The sequence below is a fragment of the Aeromonas sobria genome (assembly GCF_006243315.1).
Taxonomy (GTDB): domain Bacteria; phylum Pseudomonadota; class Gammaproteobacteria; order Enterobacterales; family Aeromonadaceae; genus Aeromonas; species Aeromonas sobria_A.
This window is the reverse complement of sequence record NZ_NKWE01000061.1, coordinates 1-26,800: the sequence shown is the minus strand read 5'-3', so window position 1 is coordinate 26,800 and position 26,800 is coordinate 1. Positions and strand designations below refer to the sequence as shown.

The 26,800-nt window shown below is 54.6% G+C and carries 26 protein-coding genes and 1 riboswitch; of the genes, 12 read left to right on the top strand and 14 right to left on the bottom strand.

The window, feature by feature from the left end; genetic code table 11:
* Positions 1-76: 76 nt before the first annotated feature.
* Positions 77-1,267 (bottom strand): mannose-6-phosphate isomerase, class I, encoded by a 1,191-nt coding sequence (manA, locus tag CF137_RS18960; protein WP_139720946.1) that lies wholly within the window; start codon positions 1,265-1,267, stop codon positions 77-79.
* 116 nt (positions 1,268-1,383) lie between these two features.
* Here manA and CF137_RS18955 point away from each other — a divergent pair, with 116 nt between their 5' ends.
* Both CF137_RS18955 and icd read left to right on the top strand, forming a co-directional pair.
* Positions 1,384-2,259, top strand: a complete 876-nt coding sequence (locus tag CF137_RS18955) for an AraC family transcriptional regulator (RefSeq protein ID WP_068977217.1) — start codon at positions 1,384-1,386, stop codon at positions 2,257-2,259.
* A gap of 156 nt (positions 2,260-2,415) precedes the next feature.
* A complete protein-coding gene (gene icd, locus CF137_RS18950) occupies positions 2,416-3,669 on the top strand; it encodes an NADP-dependent isocitrate dehydrogenase (RefSeq protein WP_101346736.1) in 1,254 nt (417 codons plus the stop codon).
* A gap of 224 nt (positions 3,670-3,893) precedes the next feature.
* Here icd and mgtE read toward each other — a convergent pair whose 3' ends face one another.
* From mgtE to CF137_RS18905, 9 genes are all read right to left on the bottom strand, one after another.
* Positions 3,894-5,237, bottom strand: coding sequence for a magnesium transporter (mgtE, locus tag CF137_RS18945; RefSeq protein WP_101325253.1), 1,344 nt, complete (start codon positions 5,235-5,237; stop codon positions 3,894-3,896).
* Positions 5,238-5,359: 122 nt separating this feature from the next.
* A riboswitch (M-box (ykoK) riboswitch) is annotated at positions 5,360-5,529 on the bottom strand.
* A gap of 179 nt (positions 5,530-5,708) precedes the next feature.
* Positions 5,709-6,917: a flagellar hook-associated protein FlgL gene (gene flgL / locus CF137_RS18940; protein ID WP_139720944.1), complete on the bottom strand. Its 1,209-nt coding sequence runs from the start codon at positions 6,915-6,917 to the stop codon at positions 5,709-5,711.
* Between the two features lie 4 nt (positions 6,918-6,921).
* Positions 6,922-8,925 carry a FlgK family flagellar hook-associated protein gene (locus tag CF137_RS18935; RefSeq protein ID WP_139720942.1) on the bottom strand — a complete coding sequence of 668 codons (2,004 nt, stop codon included), beginning with the start codon at positions 8,923-8,925 and terminating at the stop codon, positions 6,922-6,924.
* 3 nt (positions 8,926-8,928) lie between these two features.
* Positions 8,929-9,990 (bottom strand): flagellar assembly peptidoglycan hydrolase FlgJ, encoded by a 1,062-nt coding sequence (flgJ, locus tag CF137_RS18930; protein ID WP_139720940.1) that lies wholly within the window; start codon positions 9,988-9,990, stop codon positions 8,929-8,931.
* 43 nt (positions 9,991-10,033) lie between these two features.
* Entirely contained in the window at positions 10,034-11,131 is a 1,098-nt protein-coding gene (locus CF137_RS18925; protein ID WP_101325250.1) for a flagellar basal body P-ring protein FlgI, read from the bottom strand.
* 8 nt (positions 11,132-11,139) lie between these two features.
* On the bottom strand, positions 11,140-11,811 hold the full coding sequence (flgH, locus tag CF137_RS18920; protein WP_068977212.1) for a flagellar basal body L-ring protein FlgH: 672 nt from the start codon (positions 11,809-11,811) through the stop codon (positions 11,140-11,142).
* A 14-nt stretch (positions 11,812-11,825) separates the two neighbouring features.
* The gene (gene flgG, locus CF137_RS18915) at positions 11,826-12,614 is read right to left on the bottom strand and encodes a flagellar basal-body rod protein FlgG (RefSeq protein ID WP_068977211.1); all 789 of its coding nucleotides are present in this window, start codon (positions 12,612-12,614) and stop codon (positions 11,826-11,828) included.
* A 15-nt stretch (positions 12,615-12,629) separates the two neighbouring features.
* A complete protein-coding gene (gene flgF, locus CF137_RS18910; RefSeq protein WP_042022025.1) occupies positions 12,630-13,376 on the bottom strand; it encodes a flagellar basal-body rod protein FlgF in 747 nt (248 codons plus the stop codon).
* 435 nt (positions 13,377-13,811) lie between these two features.
* Positions 13,812-15,011, bottom strand: coding sequence for an HD-GYP domain-containing protein (locus CF137_RS18905; RefSeq protein ID WP_139720938.1), 1,200 nt, complete (start codon positions 15,009-15,011; stop codon positions 13,812-13,814).
* Positions 15,012-15,178: 167 nt separating this feature from the next.
* Here CF137_RS18905 and rsuA point away from each other — a divergent pair, with 167 nt between their 5' ends.
* A complete protein-coding gene (gene rsuA, locus CF137_RS18900; protein WP_042022029.1) occupies positions 15,179-15,871 on the top strand; it encodes a 16S rRNA pseudouridine(516) synthase RsuA in 693 nt (230 codons plus the stop codon).
* 21 nt (positions 15,872-15,892) lie between these two features.
* Here rsuA and CF137_RS18895 read toward each other — a convergent pair whose 3' ends face one another.
* Positions 15,893-16,792, bottom strand: coding sequence for a DMT family transporter (locus tag CF137_RS18895; RefSeq protein ID WP_139720936.1), 900 nt, complete (start codon positions 16,790-16,792; stop codon positions 15,893-15,895).
* A 156-nt stretch (positions 16,793-16,948) separates the two neighbouring features.
* Here CF137_RS18895 and CF137_RS18890 point away from each other — a divergent pair, with 156 nt between their 5' ends.
* Both CF137_RS18890 and yfcE read left to right on the top strand, forming a co-directional pair.
* Positions 16,949-18,586 carry a peptide ABC transporter substrate-binding protein gene (locus CF137_RS18890; RefSeq protein ID WP_139720934.1) on the top strand — a complete coding sequence of 546 codons (1,638 nt, stop codon included), beginning with the start codon at positions 16,949-16,951 and terminating at the stop codon, positions 18,584-18,586.
* A gap of 10 nt (positions 18,587-18,596) precedes the next feature.
* Positions 18,597-19,139, top strand: a complete 543-nt coding sequence (gene yfcE, locus CF137_RS18885; RefSeq protein ID WP_101346743.1) for a phosphodiesterase — start codon at positions 18,597-18,599, stop codon at positions 19,137-19,139.
* A gap of 38 nt (positions 19,140-19,177) precedes the next feature.
* Here the strand turns inward: yfcE and CF137_RS18880 are convergent, their stop codons facing one another.
* The 3 genes from CF137_RS18880 to flgA all read right to left on the bottom strand — a co-directional run bounded on the left by CF137_RS18880 (position 19,178) and on the right by flgA (position 20,684).
* On the bottom strand, positions 19,178-19,594 hold the full coding sequence (locus CF137_RS18880) for a flagella synthesis protein FlgN (protein ID WP_162850445.1): 417 nt from the start codon (positions 19,592-19,594) through the stop codon (positions 19,178-19,180).
* Positions 19,591-19,911 carry a flagellar biosynthesis anti-sigma factor FlgM gene (gene flgM / locus CF137_RS18875; RefSeq protein ID WP_068977204.1) on the bottom strand — a complete coding sequence of 107 codons (321 nt, stop codon included), beginning with the start codon at positions 19,909-19,911 and terminating at the stop codon, positions 19,591-19,593. Before flgM ends, CF137_RS18880 begins: the two co-directional genes overlap by 4 nt.
* 89 nt (positions 19,912-20,000) lie before the next feature.
* Positions 20,001-20,684, bottom strand: coding sequence for a flagellar basal body P-ring formation chaperone FlgA (gene flgA, locus CF137_RS18870; protein WP_101321558.1), 684 nt, complete (start codon positions 20,682-20,684; stop codon positions 20,001-20,003).
* A gap of 145 nt (positions 20,685-20,829) precedes the next feature.
* On the opposite strand from flgA, the gene CF137_RS18865 reads away from it, so the two are divergent.
* The 7 genes from CF137_RS18865 (at position 20,830) to CF137_RS22140 (ending at position 26,466) form a co-directional block, all read left to right on the top strand.
* Positions 20,830-21,741 (top strand): chemotaxis protein CheV, encoded by a 912-nt coding sequence (locus CF137_RS18865; RefSeq protein WP_042022043.1) that lies wholly within the window; start codon positions 20,830-20,832, stop codon positions 21,739-21,741.
* 17 nt (positions 21,742-21,758) lie between these two features.
* Complete coding sequence (locus CF137_RS18860; protein WP_042022045.1) at positions 21,759-22,583, top strand: CheR family methyltransferase; 825 nt, start codon at positions 21,759-21,761, stop codon at positions 22,581-22,583.
* A 257-nt stretch (positions 22,584-22,840) separates the two neighbouring features.
* Entirely contained in the window at positions 22,841-23,239 is a 399-nt protein-coding gene (gene flgB / locus CF137_RS18855; RefSeq protein ID WP_139720932.1) for a flagellar basal body rod protein FlgB, read from the top strand.
* Positions 23,239-23,658, top strand: a complete 420-nt coding sequence (gene flgC / locus CF137_RS18850; protein ID WP_101325244.1) for a flagellar basal body rod protein FlgC — start codon at positions 23,239-23,241, stop codon at positions 23,656-23,658. Before flgB ends, flgC begins: the two co-directional genes overlap by 1 nt.
* Before the next feature lie 15 nt (positions 23,659-23,673).
* Entirely contained in the window at positions 23,674-24,405 is a 732-nt protein-coding gene (locus CF137_RS18845; protein WP_139720931.1) for a flagellar hook assembly protein FlgD, read from the top strand.
* Between the two features lie 10 nt (positions 24,406-24,415).
* Positions 24,416-25,810, top strand: a complete 1,395-nt coding sequence (flgE, locus tag CF137_RS18840) for a flagellar hook protein FlgE (protein ID WP_139720928.1) — start codon at positions 24,416-24,418, stop codon at positions 25,808-25,810.
* 479 nt (positions 25,811-26,289) lie between these two features.
* Positions 26,290-26,466, top strand: a complete 177-nt coding sequence (locus CF137_RS22140; RefSeq protein WP_098969069.1) for a hypothetical protein — start codon at positions 26,290-26,292, stop codon at positions 26,464-26,466.
* Positions 26,467-26,800 lie beyond the last annotated feature (334 nt).

The window sequence follows — 26,800 nt, the reverse complement described above, 5'->3', positions numbered from 1 at the left end:
GTGGTCAGATGAGCTGGAAAAAAGGGCCCTGAAGGGCCCTCTGAACAGACGATGGTGAGCCGATGGCTCAGCAGGATCAGCGGTTGCTGGCGCGGGCAAAACGCCCTTCAGCCGTCACGCGATAATCGCCGGTGCTGGCGGGCACAAAAGCAGATTGCCCGATGGTCAGTGTCAGACGCTCGCCATCCTGGCCAATGAGGGTGATGGGCCCATCGATGGCGAACAGGATCTCGGCATTGCCGGTGGTGAGGGTATGCTCCCCTGCGCCATAGACGCTGAAGGTGAAGTCCGGTACCGGTACGTCGAAGTGCTGTACAGTGCCTTCCATGCGCGGGCTGAGCAGGATCTGGTCGTCCGGCTTGGCGATGCAGCGGGTACAGGCCAGCAGCTCCGGCACATCCATGTATTTGGGGGTCAGACCGGCACGCAGCACGTTGTCGGAGTTGGCCATGATCTCGAGGCCGGTGCCGTGAATGTAGGCGTGGGGGGTCTGGGCATCGAGGAACATCGCCTGACCCGGCTCAAGCGTCACCACGTTGAGCAGCAGTGGTGAGAAGAGTCCCACATCCCCCGGGTACTGGTTGGCCAGATTACTGATGGTGGCGAAGGTCTCTTCATCCTGATGGGCGGCGGCATAGTCCAGCAGGCCAGCCAGCGCCTCATCCTTGCGCTCACCGCTGAGGATCAGCAACTGGTGGAAGAAGTGCTGCAGGCCAGCTTCATCCTGTGACTGGCGCAGTGCCGTGGTCAGGTCGGCCAGCGCTGGCAGCGCCATCCGATCGAACAGGGCCAGGATGGCCGGGATGGCGCGAAAGCCGTTCATCGCCTGATAGCGGGTGAGGGCAAAGACCAGTTCCGGCTTGTGGTTCGGATCCTTGTAGTTGCGGTTGCTCGCCTTGATATCGATGCCTGCGGCCTCTTCTTTGGCAAAACCGGCCTCTGCCTGGGCCTTGCTCGGGTGCACCTGAATAGAGAGCGCTTGCTCGGCGCAGAGCACCTTGAACAGGAAGGGGAGTGAGCCGAAGCGAGCCTGGGTGGCAGCGCCCAACATGGCAACGGGGTTGGCGTCAATCAGGCTGGAAAGCTTCAGTTTCTCGCCGCTCAGGGTCACTTCGGAGCAGCCATTGGGGTGAGCGCCCATCCACAGTTCAGCTTGTGGTTTGCCTTCGGGATTTTTGATGCCAAACAGCGTGGTCAGAGAGTCATGACTGCCCCAGACATAATCCTGGATCGGGTTGCACATTAGAAAAAACGGTGGGTAGCTCATGGATGGCTCCTTGTATCAGAACGATTTTTTGGGAATTTCAGTCTGGCGCGGACTATAGCATGGCAGGGGCAGCGCACCGCAATCGGTTGCTCTCTGCATCTTGATCAGGATCATTCATGAGTATCATCTTTACCCAACTGTTGGACGGTTTCCTAAGTGAAGGGGAGGGCTTTGAGAAGGTGTTGTTTGCCTCTGACAAAGGGGTGCCTCCCTGCTTCAGTTATCAGGTCAACTTCCCGCGTCTCGAGCTGGTGTTCAGTGGCCACTATCTCAACCAGATCTGGTCCCCGGAGGGGGATGTGCAGTCGGTACAGATGGGTCAGCGTGAGGCGATGTACATCCCCCCCAACGGCTGGAACAAGCCTGACTGGGACAACGACTGCTCTGTTCTGAGTCTGTTGTTTGGCAAGCGCCAGATAGGGTTCAGTCTGGTGAGCAAGCACAAGGGGGACACAGGTTTCTTCGATGTGCAAAAGCACAGTATTCAGGCCGGTGCCGGACGGGCACTCGATCATATCCTGCTCTCTCTTAATACCCTGGCGCAGGAGCAGGTGAGGGCGCCGATGGATAATTACCTGCTGCAGGCGCTGCTCAGTTACTCACGGCAACTGCTGGTGGAGTCGGAGAGCGGCCGTCCTCGCGGCTCCGATCTCTTTCACGGCATCTGTATCTACATTCAGGAAAACTTCCACCGCCCCATCAGCCGCGAATGCATCGCCGCCCGCTTCAATCTCTCCCCCAGCCACCTCTCCCGCTTGTTCCGCCAGCAGGGGCATATGCGGCTGGCGGACTACATCAGTTGGGTACGGCTAGAGCGGGCCAAGTTCATGCTCAAAAAATATCGCTTTCGTCTGGAAGAGGTGGCCAATCGCTGCGGTTTTACCGATGTGAACTATTTCTGCCGGGTGTTCAAGTTGAAGACCGGGCTGACCCCTTCCCAGTATCGATCGTTAAGCCAGCCCCAGGCCGTAACCAGCGAGCAGGAGGGGTAACGGGGCGGGGTCGGGAAGGCATGGTGACGGCGCACTGGCGGGTGGCTACCTCTTTGGTCTGACATGCTTTCTTGTCGTTTTATTATGAAAATGAATGGGCTAAGATGGCCGCGCGCAACAAACAAGTTGATAACAAACGGAAGTTAGGAGATGCCGATGGAAAGCAAAGTAGTAATCCCGACCCAGGGTCAGAAAATCACAGTCGATGCCAACGGCAAGCTGCAGGTTCCCAACCATCCGATCATTCCGTTTATCGAAGGGGATGGCATCGGTGTTGACGTAACCCCGGCCATGTTGAATGTGGTGAATGCTGCGGTCGAGAAAGCCTACAAGGGCGAGCGCAAGATCGCCTGGATGGAGATCTATACCGGCGAAAAATCGACTCATGTTTATGGCGAAGGTGCCTGGCTGCCGGCCGAAACCCTGGATTTCATTCGTGAATATTGCGTGGCCATCAAGGGCCCGTTGACCACCCCGGTCGGCGGCGGTATTCGCTCCCTCAACGTGGCCCTGCGTCAGGAGCTGGATCTCTACATCTGCCTGCGCCCGGTCCGTTACTACGAAGGGACCCCGAGCCCGGTCAAACGTCCGGATCTGACTGACATGGTGATCTTCCGCGAGAACGCCGAAGACATCTACGCCGGTATTGAGTGGAAGGCGGATAGCGAAGAAGCCAAGAAAGTCATCGCCTTCCTGCAAAACGAGATGGGCGTGAAGAAAATTCGCTTCCCCGACTCCTGCGGTATCGGCATCAAGCCGATGTCCAAGGCCGGTACCGAGCGTCTGGTGCGTGCCGCCATCGAGTATGCCATCGACAACGATCGCGACTCCGTGACACTGGTACACAAGGGCAACATCATGAAGTTCACCGAAGGTGCCTTCAAGGATTGGGGCTATGCCCTGGCCCAGAATGAGTACAGTGCCCAGCTGATTGACGGCGGCCCCTGGTGCTCCTTCAAGAACCCGAAAACCGGCAAGACTATCGTGGTCAAGGATGTCATCGCTGACGCCTTCTTGCAGCAGATCCTGCTGCGTCCGGCCGAGTATGACGTGATCGCCTGTATGAACCTCAACGGTGACTACATCTCCGATGCGCTGGCTGCTCAGGTGGGTGGTATCGGTATCGCACCGGGCGCCAACATCGGTGATGGCGTGGCGCTGTTCGAAGCGACCCACGGTACTGCACCGAAATATGCCGGTCAGGACAAGGTCAACCCGGGCTCGCTGATCCTCTCCGCCGAGATGATGCTGCGCCACATGGGCTGGGTCGAAGCGGCCGATCTCATCATCAAGGGGATGGAAGCGGCCATCGCCAACAAGACCGTCACCTATGACTTCGAGCGTCTGATGGAAGGTGCCACCCTGCGCTCCTGCTCCCAGTTCGCTCAGGACATGATCGACCAGATGTAATGATGGGTTGATGGCCAGAAATCCAAACCTGTGCCATGAAAAAAATGCCAGTCAGTTAAGCCTGACTGGCATTTTTTATTGGCTTTTTTCACACTGTTTTTCGGTGGCCTTGGCTCACGCAGCGGGAGTAACTTAGCTCCCTTCTTTTCGGCAATACAAGGTTCCGGCAATAGACATTGCCTTGCTTGTTTATCCAGGTCTCATCAACGGGGTTTAACCTCTCGTTACTGCAACTCAGGCAATAACCACTTGGCCATCTCGAAGTAGATGATAAGACCGGTACCATCCACCAGGGTCGCAATGAATGGCGCAGAGACCACCGCCGGGTCGATGCGGAAACGACGCAGCACCATGGGGATGATAGAGGCGACCGTGGCACTCCACAGCACGATGGCGATGATGGTAAAGGTCACCACCATGCCTATTTCTGGGCCAACCCCTAAGCTCCAGGCGCGTACCCAGGCGGCAATGGCAATAGCCCCCGAGATCAAGAGACCGGTGGAGAGCTCCTTTTTCAGCACAGTGCCGAGATTGCGCAGGCTCACCTCTCCGACCGCCATGGCGCGGACTATGGTGGTGGTGATCTGGGTTCCACTGTTACCACCGGTGCCGATCAGCAGGGGGATAAAGAAGGCCAGCGCGATGGCGGCCTCCAGCTGCTCCTCAAATGCCCGTAATACGGTGCCGGTGTAGGCTTCCGCCACAAACAGGATCAGCAGCCAGCCCACCCGCTTGCGCCACAGCTGCCACGGTGTCGCTTGCAGGTAGGGGGTATCGAGCGGCGATGAGCCCCCCTGCATCTCGGCATCCTCGGTGGATTCGAGCTCCAGAATATCGGCCGCGTCATCGACGTGGAAAATACCGACCAGCCGCCCCTGTTCCTCGACCGGCAGGACCGAGAGGTCGCGGTCGATCAGCAGGCGCGCGGCCAACTCCTGATCCGCCCGGGCGTTGATCCGCACCGTCTCCCGATCCATCAGGTTGGCCACATTAGCCAGCGGATCGGCGATCAGCAGCGTCTTGAGAGAGATACTCCCCTGCAGACGACCATCCCCATTGATCACATAGATGTGGCGAAACAGTTGGGCATTGTCCCAGGCATCGTGGATCAGCTGTTTGGCATGACCGATGGAGTCCTCTTCCCTTACTGCCAGATACTCGTGGCGCATGTTGGCCCCGACCGATTCGGTGGGCCAATCCAGCAGGGAGTAGTACATGGCCTGCGCCTGGGTCGGGAATCGAGCCAGCAAGATAGTGCGATCCTGACGACCCAGTTTGCGCAGGATGGCCACCATCTCGCGACGGGGAATGGCCTCCTGCAACACGCTGACAATGCTGCCATGCAGTCGCTGTAGCAAGCGGGCCGCACTCTCGGCCGAGAGCGAGCCAAGTAGTTCGGCCCCTTGCGAAACGGGCAGGGTATCAAAGATACAGTTGAGCTCTTCCGGACGCAGGGTCAGCAGTTGATCGGCGCGCTGAACCGGATCCAGGTTATGCTCCAGCCAACCCTGCAGGGCAGCCAGATCGAGCAGTTGATGACGGTTAAGAATGGTATGTGTTTTCTTCATCACAAATGACCTTATGTGATTTCAGGCTGAGCCTGAACACGATCGGATATCCGATCGCAGTCTGAAAGAAAACAGCAATTTGATTGACGAGTAATAGGCAGGAAATGACGCCGTTCGGCGTGTCATCATCCCCACGTACCAGCTTTAGCACTGTATAACGTATCCGGCATGCCGGAAGCCACTTGGGTTTACACCTTAATCCGATGAAAACTGTCCTGATCTTGGGCGTCTCTGGACGTCGTGAGATCAGTGGCCTGTGTTTATACAGGAGCCTCGCCTAACGAGATGCTGCAAATAATCTGCACAACCCTAGGTTGTGCCGGCGGCATGATTATCTAATCCCGTGGGGAGGTCAACCCCGCAGTAACCATTAAAGGGGTAACGGCAACAGCTTGTTACAATTGGCTGGTGATGGCACAGAGCCTGTTTGCAGATCGGAGATAAAATAAAAGGCCCCAAGCGGGCCTTTTATTAACGGATATAGTCAAATAGCGTTAAGCGACTTATTTTGCTGAAAGAGAGTTGCGAAGCACTCAGTGCCGCATCCTCTTTTGACAGTGTCGAAATAACCTCATAGAGGTCTGCTTCCGACACTTTCGCTCGTGCACCGGTATTAAGGGTACTTAATCCCTCATTAGAGCCCATGACCTGCTCGAGACTATTCATCCGTCCACCCAACTCCCCCAGGCCATGATCTATATTCAAACGGGAATTTTTCATATGAACTGTTGCATCGGCCACGCTGCTTGCAAAGTTTTCTGCTGAAATATTTGGATCACGCAAGGCAGTAATAAAATCGGACATTCCGTTTAGCACGTTGTCATTCTTGGGGGGATTAAGGTCAAACTGTTGCACTGCACCACCCGCAGGCTGGTCAAGGGTTAACTCCAGGCCATTGAACGGGATCTTGGTGCCTGGGCTGTAATCGCCCGTCTGCAAGGTATTACCACCGCTGTCCTTGATGTCATACGTGTCCGGCGGCCCTATGGTCGTCGATACGGTGTAACTATTGCTGGCCAGTGCCGGGTCATAACTGGATTGATAAAAATTATCAAAATTGCCCTGATCCCCTATGCCGACCTTGATATTGGCACTGGCTGCGCTGGCTGTGCGTCTGGTTGCTACAATCTCAAACAAATCCTGACCGGAATCATTAGCGGCGATCTGCACCGTTGAGGAGACCTGAATATTCCGCTGCCCGGTATCACCCTGATAGATGTAATTTCCGTTGGTATCTTTTACATAAGGCTGGGTTTTGCTCTGATTACCACCAAAAATAAATTCACCGGATGAGTTTTTACTATTCATCAAGTCAAACATCTGCTTTTGCAGCCCTTCCAGTTCACTGGCGATGGCTTTGCGGTCATCCAGGCTGATAGCGCCATTATTGGATTTCTGGATCAGGGTCTGGGCACTTAACATTGCGTTGTTAATTGAGGTCAAGACTGTCTCTTCATGCCCCAGACTGTTCTCCAGCAAGCTGCCATTGACCCCATATTGTTTGAAGAGATCGATCTCTTTGGTCAATGCCATCTTCTGGCTCATACCTGCAGGATCTTCACCCGCCGTTTGAAATTTATTGCCGGTTTGCAACTGTTGATAGGCAGTATTTAGCCGCTCATTGGCGTTGTTGAGGGAATATGTATTCCGGTCGTAGATCATGTTGGTGGTGATGCGCATGACGTTACCTCACGGAAGAGAGCAGTGTATCGAAAATGGTTTTGGCCGTACTGACCACCTGTGCCGAAGCAGCATAAGATTGCTGGAAGCGAATAAGGTTAGCCGCTTCCTCCTCCAGATTGACTCCGGAGACACTTTCATAAATACCGGTGCTCTGAATAAGCTTGGATTCATTGGCCTTAAGCAGTGTTTTGGCTTGGCTGGTATTGTTACCCACCGTCATCACCAATCCGGAATAGGCCTCGTTAAAGGTCATCTTGTCATTGGTGGTTCCGCTGTTACTGCTTTTGCGCACCAGATCCTTGTTCTGCAACTCGGCCAGAGCCAAACCATTGCTGTTATCGGCAAACCCGTTGGTGTTGTAACTGAGCGTGAAGCTATCGTTAGCTTTAGCCGTTCCGGTAATACTGAACTCATAGCCTGGCGTCTGTGTTGGGTTGGCATAGACAGGCGCTCCTGCCGGGAAGGGGTTGACGATAGTCGACATCAAATTTTGCCCCTTGCTGCTCGCAGGCGCAGTGCCGATCAAGGTAGTACCATTGGCTTGGAAGACCTGATAGTTACCACTGGCGTCTATCTTGACCACCTGAGGGGCCGTTGGACCCAGAGCATTGGCACCAAAACCCGACCCGGCACCGGTATTGAACACCCCACCGAGTTTGATGTCGGCGCTACCGACGTTATTGGTGGCCTTCTGCACTTTCAACGGAGACGCCAAGGCCAAATCTTCCGGCCGGGTGATCAGCTGGCCAAGGCCCGCCGCGGCACTCTTGGTCGGTTGCAGCAACAGTTTATCTCCAGCTGCGGGAGCACCGGTCAGATCGATCGAAATACCGTGCCCCGCCAGCTCAAAGGTTGCCGGTGGGGTGGCCCCCGTCGCGATAGAGGTACGATTGCCCGACTTGTCCAGCGAGAACACCTCATAACCGGTGGCGCTGTTGAAATGGATTTCATAATCAAGGGGCGTCACTGATGTGCCCTTGCCTGGCACAAAACTGACATTCGCGCCGACTGACCCTGTATTGCTGCCGTAAGGTAATCCTTTGCTGGTTGGCAAGGTAAAAATATCACCGCCAATTTCGTTATCCAGATCCATCCCGAGGCGATTTTGCTGGTTCAGCGCATCGGCCATTGCGATCGCCAGTTGCCCCAGTTCACGCTTGGTCGGCTCCAGATCGGTACGGGCCTTAAACAATCCGCCCACGGCACCGCCGAAGGTATCATGGTCAATCAATGCCTTGTTGTCCCCCAAGGTCAGCTGCAGCTCCTGATCCCGTGAGTCCGGATCCCCTGCGACCACCTTGAACTGTGCCACGCCGCCATCGAGGATCAATGAATGGCCGGTGCTCATATTGACCAGCATGCTGCCATTGGGTTGGGCGACAGTGCGAATATCCATCTTTGCCGATAGCTGGCGGATCGCTTCATCACGCTGATCAAACAGCATCAGGTTCTCTTCTGGCGAGCCTTGAGTACGGATAATGGCTTGATTCAAATCGTTGATACTGGTGAGCAGGCTGTTCACCTGCTTGGTTTCATCTTCGATACGGGTATTGATGGTGTCACTTTGTTTGTCAAACTGGGACGACAGGGTATGAAACCGGTTAACCATTCCGCTTAACTCGGTCATGCTGACCTTGCGACCACCGATATCGGCAGGTGATTCATTGGCGGAGTGAAACGCTTTGAAATAGGAGCTGATCGTCGCGCCGACACTGTTACTCGCGTCCCCCAGCAAAATATCGACGCTGGCAAGTTGATCATAGTGAGTCATGGAACCGTAGTAGGCAGAGGTGTCACGACGCACCTCACCTTGCATGTAATTGTTAATCACCCGCTCGGTCACGAGATCACCGGTGCCCAGACCAATCGAATTGGTAAACACCAGCGTACGTTCGCGCACATAGCCCTGGCTATTGACGTTCACTATGTTGTTACTGGTGGTCTGCAGCAGGCGCTGTTGCGCCAACACGCCCGATGTACCAATTCCAAGCAGGTCGCTTGCCATACCTTACAGCTCCATCTCGTTGTATTGGGCAATGGCATCACTGCGCAATACCTGTTTCAGTTTACTGGCGTACTGCGGATCGGTGGCATAACCCGCCTGTTGCAACGCCTCGAAGTAGCGATCCGGGCTATCCACCTTCGCCAGGGCCCCCTTGTAACGAGAACCGGAGGTGAGGAAGTCCACATAGTCGTTGAAGCTCTCTTCAAACGACTCATAGGAGCGAAATGCCGCTTTCTGGCGAGAGGCGACGCCCTCTTCATACTCCAGGGTGCTGACCACTGCTTTGGGCCCTTCCCAGCGAGGATCAGCCTTGATGCCAAACAGGTTATGGGTCATCTGGCCGTCACCATCCTTGATCACTCGCTTGCCCCAGCCACTTTCCAATGCCGCTTGGGCGACCAGTACCGCCGGGCTCAATCCCAACTTGTCGGCCGCTTTCTTGGCCAGCGGCATCAGGCGATGGACGAACTCTTCCGGGGTTTCAAACTCTTTGCTACCACTGCCAGAGGCCGTGCCCGCTTCGTTGGCGGGGTGTCCCATCGGCGGTACGCTGCGATGTGGCCGACTGGGCATGGCGAGCCCATGGGGCGCAGCCATCTCTTTCTCAGCAAAATCTTTGCCAACTTTTGATGCAGTGATCAATTCATCTGCGGCGGCCTTGGGTGGTTCGTAGGGTTTATAGACCCGTTCGGTGCGCTGCGGCATCTTGAGCACCCGACCATCCTGGTGAGTAAACGCCTCCGGGGAGAATTGCTTGACGACCATCTGGGCCAACCCCAATCCGCCCTTGCTGGACAGGTCGGCTACCCGTTGCTCATCCAGCATACCTTCATAAAACTGGGTATAACTGCTGTTCATCGGGTTGTCCTGGGTCAGTACCGCATTGGCCTGACGCATGCCCTGAAACAGCATCTGGGTAAAGATTGACTCGAACTGACGCGACGCACTCTGGAGTGCCTCGGCCTGTCCCTCTTTGCTTTGGCTCATCTGGCGCAGACGATCCAGGTTCTTGACGTCCTGCACCATCCCGAGATTCATGCCGCTGTTGGTGTCAAACTCCGCCATTTTGCTTACCTCATTGCCACCCATGGCAATCACTTGCCGCTTGTTACAATATGACCAGTTGTCCTTCGATGGCTCCGGCCTGCTGCAACGCCTCAAGGATCGCCATCAAATCACCGGGGGCCACCCCGACCTGATTCACCGCCCGCACCAAATCGTCCAGGGTCGCACCGGTATCAAACTTGAACATCCGCCCCGGCTCCTGTTGCACATTGATAGTCGAGTTGTTGGTGACCGTCGTCTCTCCTCCCGCCAATGGGTTGGGCTGGGAGACCTGCTGGTTTTCGGCGATGGTCACCGTCAGCCCACCATGGCTGATGGCCGCGGGTTTGAGCTTGACCTGACTGCCGATGACGATGGTACCGGTACGGGAGTTGACGATGATCTTGGCTGCTTCATTGGCCGGATCGACTTCCAGATTCTCGATAGTGGCCAGATAAGCCACCCGCTGACTTGGATCGCGCGGGGCGTAAACCTTGATCGAGGTTGCATCAAGTGCCTGCGCCATGTTGGGGCCGACCAGGTCATTGACCACATCAGCCAGGCGACGGGCAGTGGTAAAATCGGGACGATTGAGGTTGAAGGTAATGGTGTCGCCCTGACTGAAGGAGTTGGGCACCTCCCGCTCCACAGTCGCGCCATTGGCGATACGTCCCACGGTCGGGGTATTGACGACCACCTTGGAACCGTCAGCCCCTTCCGCCCCCAAGCCACCGACCACCAGACTGCCTTGTGCCACGGCATATACCCGCCCATCAAGCCCCTTCAAAAAGCTTTGCAGCAAGGTACCGCCGCGCAGGCTCTTGGCTTCCCCGATGGCGGAAACCGTCACATCTATGGTCTGGCCCGGCTTGGAGAAGGGGGGCAAGTCAGCGTGGATCGCCACCGGTGCCACATCCTTGATCTTGGGTTTGATGTTATCCGGCACCTTGATGCCAAAGTTATTGAGCATGGTGCGGAACGTTTGTTCGGTAAAGGCGTTGTTCTTCTCGCCAGTACCGGGCAGACCGACCACCAGACCATAGCCAATCAACTGGTTGTTGCGCACCCCATCAACCGAACTGATGTCCTTGATCCGGGCCGCGTTCGCCAGCCCCAAGGGCAGCAGACAGCAGAGCAGGGTAACGAGACGGAGTGACTTCATAACATCTCCTAGAGCGGCCACCAGGGGCCATTGAAAAAGCTGGTAAGCCACCCTTGCTCCTGGCTATTGGCCAGATCGCCGGTACCACCATAGTAAATTCGGGCATTGGCCACCTTCTGTGACGAGACACTGTTATCCGAGGTCACATCGCCAGGACGGATTAGGCCGGTAATACGGATGTACTCATTACCATTATTGAGCATGATCCACTTCTCACCACGCACCACCAGATTGCCGTTGGGCAGCACCTTGGCCACGCTGACCGAAATATTACCCTGCAGGCTGTTGCTCTGATCCGCCTTGGCTTGGCCCTTGAACGCGCTGTTTTGACCAATAGAGGCAGAGAGGTCGTAGGGGCTGGCGGTGACTGGCACGCCGCCCAACTTGACTGGATCCAGATTGAACTTGTTGTCCTTGCCACTCTGGGTATTGGCTTTTTTGGAAGCGGAGGTCGATTCCGACAGTTCAATGGTGATGATGTCGCCTACCTTGTGGGCCTTGATATCCGAATAGATGCCATTGACCTGATCCGGCTGAAAAATGGCCCCTGTCGGTCGTACCGAGACAGGATCCGACTCCCCATAGACGGGGGAGAATTCGGGATCATCCGGCCTGGGGGTATTGGGGGTACTGCTACACCCTCCCAGCACCAGCAATCCCAGCATCCATACGGCTTTCATCATGCGCCTCCTAATTAGGTACGCTGGATCAGGAAGGACATCATGCCATCCACTGCCGAGAGAACCTTGGAGTTCATCTCGTACACCCGCTGGGCCTGGATCAGGTTCACCAGCTCTTCGGTCACGTTGACGTTGGAGGTCTCCAGCATCCCCTGCTTGATCACCCCCAGACCATCCGCCCCGGCAACCCCCTGAATCGCGGCGCCACTGGATTGGGTCTCGACAAACATGTTCTCCCCCATCGGCTGCAAGCCGCTGGCGTTGACAAAGTCGGAGATATTGACCTGTCCCACCACCTGTGAGGCGCCGTCTCCTTTGAGCTGCACCGAGACCTGACCATCATTACCTACGGTGACACTCTGGGCGTTTTCCGGGATCTGGATTTCCGGCTGCAGAGGGTAACCATTACCAGGGGTGACAATGGTGCCTTCATCATTGAGGGTAAACTGGCCATTACGGGTATAAGCAGCGCTGCCATCGGGCAGCTGAATTTCAAAGTAGCCCCGGCCACTGATCATCAGATCCAGTGAGTTGTCGGTGGTTTGCACATTACCCTGGCTGTGGTTTTTCTGGGTCGCCACAACTTTGGCACCAGCCCCCAGCATCAAGCCGGAGGGGAGTTCGGTATCGGCAGAGGAACGACCACCAGGCTGGTTGATGTTCTGATAAAGCAAATCTTCGAAGATGGCCCGCGACTTTTTGAAGCCCACGGTGCTGGCGTTCGCCAGGTTGTTGGAGGTGACCGAAATATTGGTCTGCTGTGCATCCAACCCGGTCTTGCTGATCCAGAGTGCAGGATTCATGGTGTAACTCCTTGATTAGCTGATACGCAGCAGCTGGGTTTGGGCTTCATCATTCTCTTCGGCCGTCTTCATAATTTTGACCTGGGTTTCGAACTGGCGTTGCAACCGGATCAGGTTGGTCATCTCGTCCACCACATTGACGTTGCTCCCTTCAAGAGAGCCGGCAATCAAGCCAACATTGGCTGAGGCGGCCTCATTTTGACCATCCTTGCGGCGAAACAGCCCATCCTGTCCCTTCTCCACGGCATCAGCGGCCGGATTGACCAGTTTGATCCGCTGAAAATCTTCCGGCAAGTTGGCGGCAGCCCCTTCTGGGCGACCACTGATGGTACCGTCACGATTGATCTCGAGTTTTTCCATCGGCATCGGCAGCACGATAGGCTGGCCACCGTCATCCACCAGGTTCAACCCGGTCGACGTTTGCAAATTGCCGGTCGCATTGACCTGCAAATTCCCCATGCGGGTATAGGCTTCGCCCCCTTTGGGGTCTTGCACCGCAATCCAGCCCGGGCCATCAACTGCCACATCCAGATCCCGTCCGGTGGTCATCAACATGCCATGCTGCAGATTCTGACCAGGACGCTCCGCCATGGCGAACACACGAGTCGGTAAGCCCTCGCCAAACGCCTGCATGCTTCTGGCCTGCTCAAAGTCAGACTTGAAACCCGTGGTATTGGCATTGGCGAGGTTGTTACCCCGAACAGCCAGGCTGTTCATGGTCTCTTTGGCCCCGGACATGGCGATATAAAGCAGGTGATCCATGGCATTCTCCGTCAAACAGATGACTCTGACCGGAAGAAAGCAATTAGAATGCCAACAGATGAGGGGAGGAGTGTAATAAGTGGGTTCAGGGGGATTTCGGATGTAAGGAAGGAGAGAAAGAGTGGCGTCTCCTACAGATTGATTCTTGCAAGCAGCTCAAGCAACAGCGGTGATACGCCCAGAACCCTTCTACCCTAACGGCCCAGCCACAATCAGATGGCAAGTCTCGCCAGAGAGGGGCGCCAGAATAAATCAGTTAATAAACAATGCGTTGCCTATATCAACGGCGCCAGCCAGCCTTCTTCCCCAATATATACTCATCGAGTAAGGCCATACTCGGTCAGAAATATCGTGGCAGTGAGTACAGGTGCTGTCATGTCGCTGTAGATAGTTCCGTTGACGAGGCAGATAGGGTAGTGAAATGGACGACCGCCCCTAGACGAAGTTAGCGAGGCTGATGCCAAATTCTTTGGGGTCGACGGTGTTTTCGATGCTCTCCTGCACGCCAGATTTTGCCAAGTCCAGCCATTGCACATCGAGGTAGTGGCGCTGGGTTGCGTGGTAGATCACCTTGACCAGCGGCTTGAGTGGCTGCTGTTCGTTGCGCTGCATTACGATGGCCAACCGCTGGTTGGAAAGTTGCACCAGCGTTCCTACCGGATAGACCCCCATGCACTTGATGAATTTGGTGACCAGTTCGGCATCAAAATGCTGGTTTGCCCCCTTGAGCAAGATACGAAATGCCTGGGTGGGTTGCATCCCCGCTTTGTAGACCCGATCCGCGGTGATGGCATCATAGACATCGACGATGCCGCTCATGCGGGTATAGAGGGAGAGTTGATCACCCTTGAGCCGCTGCGGGTAGCCGGTGCCATCGAGCCGCTCGTGATGGTTGGCGGCTACCTCCAGCATGGTGGGGGTGATGCCCTGGGTATTGCTGAGGATCTCGTAACTGTGCACCACATGCTGGCGCATGATGACGAACTCCTCGTCGGTCAGTTTGCCCGGTTTGTTGAGCACCTTGTCCGGGGTCATGATCTTGCCCACGTCGTGCAGCAGGCCTCCCAGGGTCAACTCTTTGAGCACACTGCGCTCCAGCCCCAGATAGCGGCCGAAGTTGGCGAGCAGAATGGCTACGTTCATGGAGTGCTCCATCAGGTAGGCATCCTTGGCGCGAATGCGGGCCAGACAGAGCATGGCATCGCCATGGGTGAACATGGTGTCCACCATCTCCTCGGCCACTGCGGCCAGCGGGGTGATGTCGATGGGTTCACCCGCCTTGAGGTGGCTAATGAATTTGCTCTGTAGCTCGCGTGCCTCCTGATAAAGACGGCGGATCTTCAGCTCCCGCCCTTCGCCGTTGGCACTGGCCCTGCGTCCCACTTGCGCGCTATTGGCATTGAGGTCGGGAGAGGTTATCGCTTCGCTCTCGGCACTGCCCAGTTTGCTGCGGGCCAGATCGATGCGCACCGTCAGCACCCCCTGTCGCACCAGATTGGCAATTTGCGCCACATTCGTCACCATTCCCATCTGGGCGATCTCCATTCCACCGGTCTGGCTGGCGATAGCAATGACATACATGCCGGGTTTTAGCTGGTTGACGGGGATCACGGGATAGGATGCTTGGGACTTCATGGATTTTTCCTGGCGTTTATTATTATGAGCATCGTTCGGATGAGGTATTAGTGATAAGTGTAACATTGGAAGACCAGCTCGTCATGATTGGTAGCCCCTTAACAGTGGCGTTGTGGCCCCCGCCCGATATAATGACGCCCCTTTACTTGTTGGACCTGAGGTTGTGAATGCGGCTTGATAAATTTCTTTGCGATTGTTCTGATTTGACCCGCTCGCTGGCCGGCAAACTGATCCGTCAGGGTGAGGTCATGGTGGATGGCATTGTGGTCAAGCAACCCGCTTTTCATATCAATGAGCAGAGCCAGATCGAATTTGACGGTGTCACCTTGATGCTAGAGCAGCGCAACCGCTATTTCATGCTGCACAAACCGGTCGGTTACGTCTGCTCAAATGAAGACCCTGATCACCCGACAGTGTTTTTCCTGATGGATGAGCCGGCGATGGGCAAACTGCATGTGGTGGGTCGCCTTGACCTCGATACCACAGGTCTGGTGCTGGTGACCGATGATGGTAAATGGTCCCACCGCATCACATCGCCGCGCCACGAGTGCGCCAAGACGTATCATGTCTGGCTTGCCGACCCGGTGAGCCCGGATGCCATCGAGCTGTTTGCCGAAGGTGTATTCCTGCGCAATGAGGATGACAAGACTCGTCCTGCCCAGCTTGAAATCCTCGACGAGTGCGAGGCCAGACTGACCATCCACGAAGGCAAATACCATCAGGTCAAGCGAATGTTTGCCTCGATCGGCAACAAGGTGGTGGGCCTGCATCGTGAGCAAATTGGTAGCCTGGTGCTGGATGATGCGCTGGCGCCGGGTGACTATCGCGAACTCACTGCTGAGGAGATCGCTCTGTTCTGATTGCGCCTGCCTTATCCGGTTTCAGTGACCGCTGAAACCCAGTACCAGTGCGGTGCCGAGTGTGGCAATCAGGGCACCAGCCCAAGCGGCAACGGATGGCCGCTCCCCCGAGTGCCACCACAACAGCGGCAGCAGTAGCACGGGAGTGGAGGAGGAGAGTATGGCCACCATGCCGACCTCGCCCTTACGCAAGGCCATCAGGATCAGGGTCATGCCCAGCCCCATCGCCAGAAAACCGTTGGTGGCGATCATGGCAAGGATCTGGCGATTGACCGGTTTGAGCGGCATAGCCAGAGGCAAGCGCCCCAGCCGCAGGACGCAGTGGGCCAGCAGGGCACTGCCCATCCGGATACCCGATGCGCTCACCGCATCCACCTCACCACTCATCATCACTGGCTTGGCGATAATGGCCCCCAGACTCTGACAAAGCGCGGCGGTCAGGCCAAGGCCAATCCCCAGCGCCAGATTGCCCCGGATCTGCTCCCACTCGTTACTGCTACTGCGTCTGCCAAACAGGATCGCCAGCATTACGCCGGCAAACACCAGCATGGCCCCCAGCAGTCGCCAATCAGTGAGTGTTTCGTTAAACAGCCACAGCCCGAGCAGGGCAGAAAACAGCGCATGACAGGAGAAGAGCAGGGCACTGCGTCTTGGCCCCAGCCGGTTCATGCAGGCAAACAGCGCTGTATCGCCAACAAAAATGCCGATCAGCCCCGAGATGGCAAGCAAGGGCAGTGCACTGGCAGTGAGTGTTTGCCAGCCACCAGTGAGCAGACTCACGCTGCCGAGCATCAGGCTGACCAGAAACATACGCCAGCGGCTGTAGGCAAATGCCCCCAGATGACGGGCCGGTTTGACCGAAATTAGTGCCGCAATTGCCCATAAACTGGCCGAACCCAGTGCCAGCCACTCATACCCCATAAAAACTCCTGAAAAAAATAGCCCGAAAGACTCCATCTCTCGGGCAAGCTCGATACAATACGGGGCGTTTTCGGGGATAACAAGAGCGGCATCAGGCATTCATCAGGCGCGCCCTCGGCCTTCCCCTCCGGCAGTGGTTTTATTCGAGGTTTTATCATGAGCTATGGTTTCTTCCCCAAGCTGGCGCAACGCTGGCTCTCCCCGCTATTGCTTGCTGTGCTGGCAGGGCCCTTGGCCCATGCAACCACAGTTGAGCAACAGCCTCTGCTTGCCGATCGGCAAACCCTGGTCAAAGGTAATGGCGGTGAGCCGGAGTCGCTGGATCCTGCGCTGGTGCGATCCGGTTTCCCGGGGGAGGCGGTCCTGGTCGATCTGTTTGAAGGGCTGGTCAGCGACGATGGGCAAGGGCATATCGTTCCGGCGCAGGCGCAGCGCTGGGAGGTGAGTCAAGATGGACTGGAGTGGCGATTCTTCCTGCGACCTCAACTGAAGTGGTCCAATGGCGACCCCTTGGTTGCCGCTGATTTTGTCTATGCCTGGCGCCGTCTGCTCGATCCGGCAATGGGTTCCCCTTCCGCTGAGCTGTTGCTGGCGACGGGCATCAACAACGGCCAATCCATTTATGCGGGGGCACTGGAACTCGACAACCTGGGGATTGAAGCGCAAAGCGATCAGATCCTGAAAATCACCCTGGAACGACCCTCTCCCTATTTCCTGCAGCTTATCAGCCAGCGCCCCTTCGTGCCGGTTAGCCAGAAGGCGATAGCCAAGTTTGGCAAGCAGTGGACGGCGCCAGGCAAACTGGTGAGCAATGGTGCTTACCGGTTAGTAGACTGGGTACCCCATGAGCGGCTTGAAGCCGAGCGTAATATCCAATACTGGGACGATCTCCATAGCCGGATTGCCCGGGTCACCTATCTGCCTATCGCCTCGCAGCATGCAGAACGGCTACGCTATGAGGCCGGCGAAATCCAGCTCACCAACAAGGTATCTCTCGGCTATTACCAGAAGATGAAGCGCGGATCCCCGGAGCGGCTCTGGGGCTTGCCGCTGTTTGGTACCTATCTCTACGCCTTCAATCTGAAGCGCCCCGAACTGCAGGATGTGCGGGTGCGTCAGGCGCTCTCCATGGCGGTTGATCGGCAGCAGCTTATTGGATCGGTGAGCGGGCAGGATGAGCCGGCGGCATGGTCGCTGTTGCCGCAGATGCCGGGTTATCCGCGGGTGGTATTGCCTGTTGCGCTGGAGGATATGCCGACTCGGCAGGCCAAAGCGGCAGCCCTGCTGTCAGCGGCCGGGTATAACAGCGCGAATCCACTCAAGCTGAGCATTACCTACAACACCGCCGAGACCCACAAGCAGATGGCGCTGGCTATCGCGGCCACGTGGCAGAAGTTGGGGGTGCAGGTCACCCTCAACCATCTGGAGTGGGGGGCCTATCAGATGGCCAAGGATAGCGGTGACTTCCAGATAGCCAGAAGCTTCCTGTTCGGCGATTACGTGGAGCCGTCAGCCATGCTGGGGAGTTTCCGCTGTCAGGACCTGCGCAACGAGAGTGGCTACTGCAATGCCGATTTTGATCTGCTGCTGGATCAGGCTGCCAACACGCTGGACAGCACGAGTCGAGTCGAACTCTATCGACATGCCGAGCAGTTGCTGCTTGAGGAGGCGCCGATCCTTCCCGTGTATCATTACAATCAGATGAGGCTGGTCGATCCCACCCTGCGTGGGCTGCCCAGCGAGAGTTTGAGAGGGACGATTGCCACCAAGGATCTCTATTTCAGCCAGCAGTGAGGAGCATTTCATGAAACTTGCCATTATTTCCGACATCCACGGCAGCATCATTGCGCTGGAGCGGGTGCTGACCCTGCTTGAGCCATGGCAGCCCGATCACTACCTGCTGCTCGGTGATCTGCTCAATCATGGGCCGCGCAACCCTCTGCCTGACGGGTATAACCCGCCAGCTGTGGCCGATCGGCTCAACGAGTTGGCCTCACAGATCATCGCCGTGCGTGGTAACTGTGATTCTGAAGTGGATCAGATGTTATTGCGTTTCCCCATCACCGCCCCCTACAACCAGCTGCTGGTCGATGAACGGCGCTGGTTTGTCAGTCATGGCCATCTCTATCATCCTGACGAGGTACAACTGCCGCCGGGCAGTCTGTTCCTGAGCGGCCATACCCATGTACCGGTATTGGAATGGCAGGGCGAGCGAGTATTGATGAATCCGGGCTCAATCTGTTTTCCGCGCGGCGAATTGCCTGCCAGTTACGGTAGCTATGAGGCTGGGGTGCTGCGAGTGAATGCGTGTGAGGATGGACGAGAGTTGCTGCGACTGGCGCTATAAAAAACGGACAGAAAAAATGCAAGGCCTGATAAGAGATGTCAGGCCTTGATACCGTAGGAGCGGGTGCCAGAGCGAGTATTGCCTTTGGCGTCATAGGTCAGGCTGTTGCGATCGCGCAGCTGACTCAGAAAGGTTGCCAGACGACGGTTGGAGACGATGCTCAATTCAAGCAGCCGACCGTTGATATCATTTTGTGCCTGGCAGGCATCCAGTTTTGCACTTAGCCGCGCCATCTCATCGGGATAGGCTGCCAGCTGTAGTGCCAGTTCCGGCATCTCTGCCAGCGTCTTGTCCAGGGTTTCTATCGCAGCAAGCAACTGCTGTTTGCGCTCGGTCAGTGCAGGCAGGGCCAGTGCCTGATGCTGCTCGAGCAAGCGGAACTCCTCTTCCAGAATGCCTTGCATCTGGGTGAGATAATCATCTTGGGTGTGCAGTAACGAAGGTAAGTCCATCATCTAAGAACTTTGTCCAGATTAGCTTCGAAACTGAACATCTTCTTGGCTACTGCATCGCTATTGACCTGATATTCGCCACTTGCGACGGCTTTTTTCAGCTGTTCGACCTTGCTTTCATTACCGGTAGACGCGGTATTGAGGGTCTGTTGCATCTTTTGCAATTGTTGCGCCTCACTGGTCAAGGAGACTGAGTCCAGCTTGACAGTAGCCGCTTTGTTTTCGGGCGATGAGGTGACTGACTTGCTGCCTGTCCCCTGGCTGTTACCGGTATTTTGCAACCGATTGTTCGCCAAGTTGTTGATATTGTTGATGGCCATTTTAGTTACCTTCGTCTGCTTTAAGGTTTGCTTACCTGTTTATCGGTGCAGCAGGTCAGAACTTTAGAAAAATTATCGAACATCTGGCATTAGAAAGTGATCGATACAGCACCTACACCACTTACTTTACCCTCAACGGTTTTGCCGGATCGAATATTGACGAGTTTGATGATCTCTCCGAAGCTGCCATCTTGCAAGGCTCGGGCCATGGTTTTGATCTGGAAGTTGTTGTTTTCTGCTGTCAGAGTGACCTGATCCCCTTTGCATACCACACACACCTGGCTCAAACGGATGGGCTGCCCCGGTTTGATTTCCCGTTTGCTACGTACCCCTATGAGTGGGGTGGGGTCGGTCAGATAGTCGCCACGGATCAGGGTTTGATCCTGATAGGCCACTATTAGTTGCGGCTCGGTCAGCAGATCCCCTTTAGCAATGGGGTTGGCGACGGTGACATAGGGTTTTTGAATGCTAACCCGTACAGGCAAATAGACATCCCAAGGTTTGTCTTCTGCACACTTAAGGTAAACCGTTGTATTTCGACGAATTTCCATTTTAGCGGGTAAGCTGATGGTTAATCGGTCTTCACAGCGGGTCAGCGGGAGTCGTTCATCCAGCGTTGCCGAGGTGACATCAGCCCGGGCATCCAAGGGCACTTCTAGCTGGCCATAAACGAACTCTTGCGCTTTTTCTTGCAGATAGGTGGTGACGTCAGAGGCATAGCTGGAGGAGATGCTACCTAAAAAGAGGCTGATGAGTAAAAGACGGTTAATCATTTTCGCTCGTTGGTCGATAAGTTGTTCACGCATATCACCATATTTAACTATGATTGCTTCAGAATCTGTTTGTGGTCACATCGATAGTCTGATGCAATCCATTACGCATGCATGATTAATGCCAAGCGTCTTTTAGGGAGTGTTTATGGCCAGTATCCTGGACTCGGTCAACCAACGTACCCAGCTAGTGGGGCAAAACCGGCTGGAGTTATTGTTATTTCGTCTCAATGGACGTCAAAGATTTGGCATTAACGTATTTAAAGTACGTGAGGTGTTGCAATGCCCGCATTTGACCGTGATGCCCAAGTTGAACTCCTGCATTCGCGGGGTTGCCCATATTCGTGGCCAGACTATTTCTGTCATCGACCTCAGCATGGCGGTGGGGAAGCGCCCGATTGAAGATTTGAGCAAGTGCTTCATCATTATCTCCGAGTACAACCGATCTGTTCAGGGTTTTCTGGTGCACTCGGTCGAGCGCATCATCAATATGAACTGGGAATCCATCTTGCCGCCTCCTAAAGGGGCTGGCCGTATCAACTACATGACCGCAGTCACTGAGGTCGATGGTGAGCTGGTAGAGATCCTGGACGTTGAGCGGATCCTCAACGAAATTTCTCCGGTATCTACTGAAGTAAGCCAAGAGTTGGTGGAAGCCAGTTCCGATCATCCGACTTTGGGGCGCCCTGTGCTGGTTGCAGATGACTCGTCTGTCGCGCGTAAACAGGTGCAACGTGCACTTGCAGCGATTGGGGTTGAGTGTGTGCTGGCAAAAGATGGTCGGGAAGCGTTAAACATGCTGCTGGAAATGGCCAAGAATGGCCCTATCAAGGATCAGATTGCGCTGGTGATTTCAGATATCGAAATGCCGGAAATGGATGGCTATACCTTTACTGCCGAGATCCGGAATAATCCAAATCTCAAGGATTTGCATGTTATTCTGCATACATCCCTCAGTGGGGTATTTAACCAGGCAATGGTGCAGAAAGTCGGTGCGAACAACTTCATCGCCAAGTTTCAACCGGATGAGTTGGCCAAAGCCGTACAAAACGCACTCTAATAAAGAAGAATCGCTGCATGAAGACACTTTCGGACGACTTATACAAACAGTTCAGCAACTTTCTGGCGGTACAGAGCGGGATTGTGCTGGGTGATAACAAACAGTATCTGGTGAAGAGCCGTCTTTCACCTTTGATGGCGCAGTTTGGCATCGAGAGTTTGTCTGATCTGGTCACTCGTGCAATGAGTGTACGAGAGCGTGACCTGAAAATGGCGGTGGTTGATGCCATGACCACCAACGAGACCCTTTGGTTTCGTGATACCTATCCGTTTCAGTTACTGACCGATAAAATTTTCCCAGAGTTGGGAAAAAGTGGTCGTCCCATCAAGATCTGGTCTGCTGCATCATCATCCGGGCAGGAGCCCTACTCAATTGCCATGACAGCCATTGAGCAACAGATGAAAAAACCCGGCACCTTGCCTGGTGGCGTTCAGATTGTGGGAACGGATATTTCGACAACTATGTTGAACCAGTGCAAGGAGGGTGTCTATGACAGCCTGGCCTTGGCTCGGGGGTTGTCACCGGAGCGCAAAAAAATGTTTTTTGAACCCTATGGTGATAGCAAGATGCGGGTGGTTGAGCGAGTCAGAAAATTGACCACTTTCCGGCCAATAAATCTGCTGGAAAGTTACAGCTTGCTCGGAAAATTTGACATTATTTTTTGTCGTAATGTGCTTATCTACTTTGCTCCGGATGTTAAGTCGAAGATCCTTAACCAGTTTGCCAGCAGCCTTAACCCAGGTGGTTATCTGATGCTGGGCGCGTCAGAATCATTGGCCGGCCTGACCGACAGATTCGAGATGATCCGTTGTAATCCAGGGATCGTTTATAAGGTCAAATAGGCCCGGTAACCGCGTAATCTGGGGGTTGTATCGACCCTTGCTGTGATACCTGAGGGAAGCATTCTGCTTCCCTCTTTCTTTATGTTTGACTTCAGAATCACGTCGATACAGGTGAAAAATGAGGATCGGCTCTCCCCGTTATGGGCAGGATCCTGTGATCTTTTTGCTATGTCAGGTGTTGCTATTTCGAACCTCGCTGCCGCGTACGCTCTTCTGGCATACCTATTGCAAGACAAATACCAAGCAGGAGGTGTGCTATGGCTCTTTCATTTGACAAGGTATTTGGTGTGCATCAACACACGATCAGCGTTCGTGCCAAGCGTGCTGAGGTGCTTTCAAGCAATATTGCCAATGCTGATACCCCGGGGTTCAAAGCCAGGGATATCAATTTTGCTCAGGCGCTGCAGGATGCCCAACATCAGCAGGGTTTTGGACTGGCAACCACTAGCGAGAAGCACTTTGCCTTGAATATGGATGCTCCAGGTACTGTGCAATATCGCAATCCGTTACAACCGGATACCGGCGATGGCAATACTGTTGACGTGCAGCAGGAACGTAGTGATTTCCTGCGTAACAGTCTTGAGTATCAAACCTCCCTGGAATTTATGAATGGCAAGATCAGCGGCCTGCTCAAGGCCCTGAAAGGAGAACAGTGATGAGTTTGTTCAAGGTCTTTGACATAGCAGGCTCGGCTATGAGTGCACAGTCTGTGCGGCTCAACACGGTTGCCAGCAATATGGCCAATGCAGACAGTGTCAGCTCCAGTGTGGAAAATACTTACCATGCCCGGCGGCCAATATTTGCCGCTCAGCTTGACCAGGCAATGTCTGATAAACAGGGGGCAGTCGGGGTTGAGGTGAAGGGCATAGTTGAGAGTAAGGCCCCTCTGCTTAAGGAATTTAACCCGAACCACCCGATGGCGGACAAAGATGGCTTCATCTTCAAACCGAACGTCAACATGGTGGAAGAGATGGCTGACATGATCAACGCGTCCCGCAGTTACCAGACTAACGTTCAGGTTGCTGACTCGGCCAAGAAAATGTTGCAGCAGACGCTCCAGCTTGGCAAGTCCTGATAGGAGGGATGCAATATGGTCGATACAACCAACAGTGTGAACGGTATCAGCCGTACCACACCTCAGACGACGACAGCCCCCAAAAAAGAGCTGGACCAGGCTTCCTTTTTGAAATTGCTCACTATGCAACTGTCGTATCAGGATCCCTTCAAACCGGTTGATAACGCCCAGATGCTCTCCCAGATGACGTCCATGTCGACGTCAGAGGGGATCAACAGTTTGTCTGCCCAGATGGGTAACCTCAATACCCTGATGACCTCCAGCCAGGCGCTGCAAGCCTCAGCCTTGGTCGGGCAAAATGTGTTATTGCCCGATAATAAAGGTTTTTTGGAAAAGGATGGAACCATATCCGGTGTTGTGACGGTCGGTGTTGAAAACAAGTTCTCGAGCGTCAAGATTACCGTAGAAGATGAAAGTGGACAGGTCATCAAGGAGTTTCCCCTGGAAGGCGAGCAACGGGGCAATGTCGAATTTAGCTGGGATGGTACAGACAAGGATGGCAAGCCAGCCAAGTCTGGAAAATATGTCATCAAAGCCAATGGCATCATGGATGGCAAGTCGGAAAGCATTAATGCCTATACATATGGCAAGGTTGATAGCGTGGTGCTTGGGAATGGCGCAAACCCGACCTTGCTAAATTTGAAGGGGCTTAACCCAATCACGCTAAACAGCATCCTGCAAATATCAGGGCCTAACCAAAACAAACCCACCCCCGAACCAAAGAGCACGTCGACAGTATCGATCTGAGGAGCTGAAAATGTCATTTAACAATGCCTTGAGCGGTGTCAACGCGGCACAAAAAGATCTGAACGTTACCGCTAACAACATTGCCAACGTCAACACCATGGGCTTTAAAGAGTCTCGTGCGGAGTTTGCCGATGTGTATGCCAACTCCATCTTTGTCAATGCCAGGACCCAGGTCGGTAACGGCGTGGCAACGGGGGCGGTGGCCCAGCAGTTCCATCAAGGGGCACTGCAATTTACCAATAACGCACTGGATCTGGCGATCCAGGGCAACGGCTTTTTTGTGACCTCCGACGGTCTGACCAACCTGGATCGTACTTACACCCGTGCCGGGGCCTTCAAGCTCAATGAAAACAGCTATATGGTCAACAATCAGGGGCATTATCTGCAGGGGTATGAAATTAACGCCGATGGTACGCCTAAGGCGGTCAGTATCAATGCAACCAAGCCGATCCAGATCCCGGACCGGGCTGGCGAGCCAGTGAAGACCACGAAGATTGAGGCAAGCTTCAATTTACCGTCTAAAGCGACCCCTTTGGTATCGGGAGCTGTACCTGATCCCGCAGCCGTTCCTCCTGTAATCGGCAGCCTATCAAACTTTGATCCAAAAGATTCGAAAACCTACTCATCCTCAACGTCAGTCGTAATTTACGATTCGCTTGGTGAACCTCATACCATCACTAAGTATTTCGTCAAAGAAGCAAGCGATGCAGATCCCACCAAACCTGCAGATCCGACCGCATGGCGTATGTATCTATATGAAGGTGGTAAAGCGATCGATGTGGATGGTGGTGTACCAACACAAATGGCCGCAACAGTACCTGCAGCTCCTTTGTGCGCACGTGTTACATTCGGCGCAGATGGTAAAATGAACACCCCAACCACACCGGCGACCATCAAGACAGAGCAATTGGGCGCCGCGCCCCCAGTAGGCGCTGGTATTATCACTAACGGTGCAGACCCCACCCAAACCGTTGAGATATCACTTGGGACAATAACCCAGTATGCCTCTCCTTTTGAAGTCAATAAGTTGTCACAGGATGGTTCCACTGTCGGCCGCTTGACCAAGGTGGAGATCACACCGGATGGCATTGTGTCCGCAACTTACAGTAACGCCACCACCATCAAGGTTGCCATGGTTGCGATGGCTAAATTCGCCAACGCGCAAGGGCTGACTCAAGTGGGGGATACCTCCTGGCGGCAATCTTTGCTATCTGGCGATGCTTTGCCGGGGACGCCCAACTCAGGGACTTTTGGCACCATCAAGTCATCCTCGCTGGAGCAGTCCAACGTGGATTTGACCTCCGAACTGGTTGACTTGATCACCGCCCAGCGTAACTTCCAGGCGAACTCCCGTTCCCTGGAGGTCAACAGTTCGCTGCAGCAGACCATCCTGCAAATTCGCTAATAGCGCAATTTAGTATCATGAGAGGGGCCGAGGTCCTGATGCCAGTCAGTTAAGCCTGACTGGCATTTTTATTGGTTTTTTTCACACTGTACTGCTGTGGCCTTGGCTTCACGCAGTGGGGAAGGGCCACCGATGGGATGGTCAAGTGCCTGGCCAGCGCTCGGCGCTAGTCAATTTCAGCGCCTTTATCAGCAAATAATCCCGCCATCACGGCAGTTTTTCTGTTTTGGGAACAAGGAGATGGGGCCGAACAGCAGCCAAGTGTGGCGACAATCCCCCCAAGTTGGTCAGTTTGTGCTATCATAGCGCTCGTTTTTTGACATCTCACTCCACGTTCGCCGCCAGATTGCCCATCGGGCTGTCTGCACGGGTCGTGACTTTGCACCATCATGCCTGATGATGTCACCTCGGATAGCGGGCTAACAAGATACTGTTAGCAACGACACCATCAAGAGCTCATGAGATAAGGAGATCGGGTAATGAAGCAATATCAAAGCTGGCTGGCTGATTATTTAATGAGTCGCCGTGACGGGGACCACGCCATGGCCTCCGAACTTGCCAACTCCATCTGCGCCTTCTGGAAGGATCAGGGAGATGAAGCTGAAACCAGTAAGTGGCAGCAGCGCTACCAGCAACACATAGAGCAGGCGCAATAAGGCCCACTAGCTCTTCACTCACAAAAAACCGGCGCACATGGCGTAATGCCGACCAGTTAAGGATCTATTGACCGATCCTTCTGAGGTGTGAAAATCCGAAACCTATTGATTGGTTTCGGATTTTTTNNCTTCACGCCACGCATGCTGCCCAGTTTTAGCCACTATCTGTAGTGGCCAACTAAATCCGACCCCATTCCCTCCGTGCTCATTATCGCCCTACTCGGTGAAGAGCATCCTTAATACCATTGGTATTAGCACCTTGATGTGGTGATGAAAGGTTCAGATCCCGGAAGGGGAACAAAGCTCAAAAAACTCCCCAAGCGATGCTTGGGGA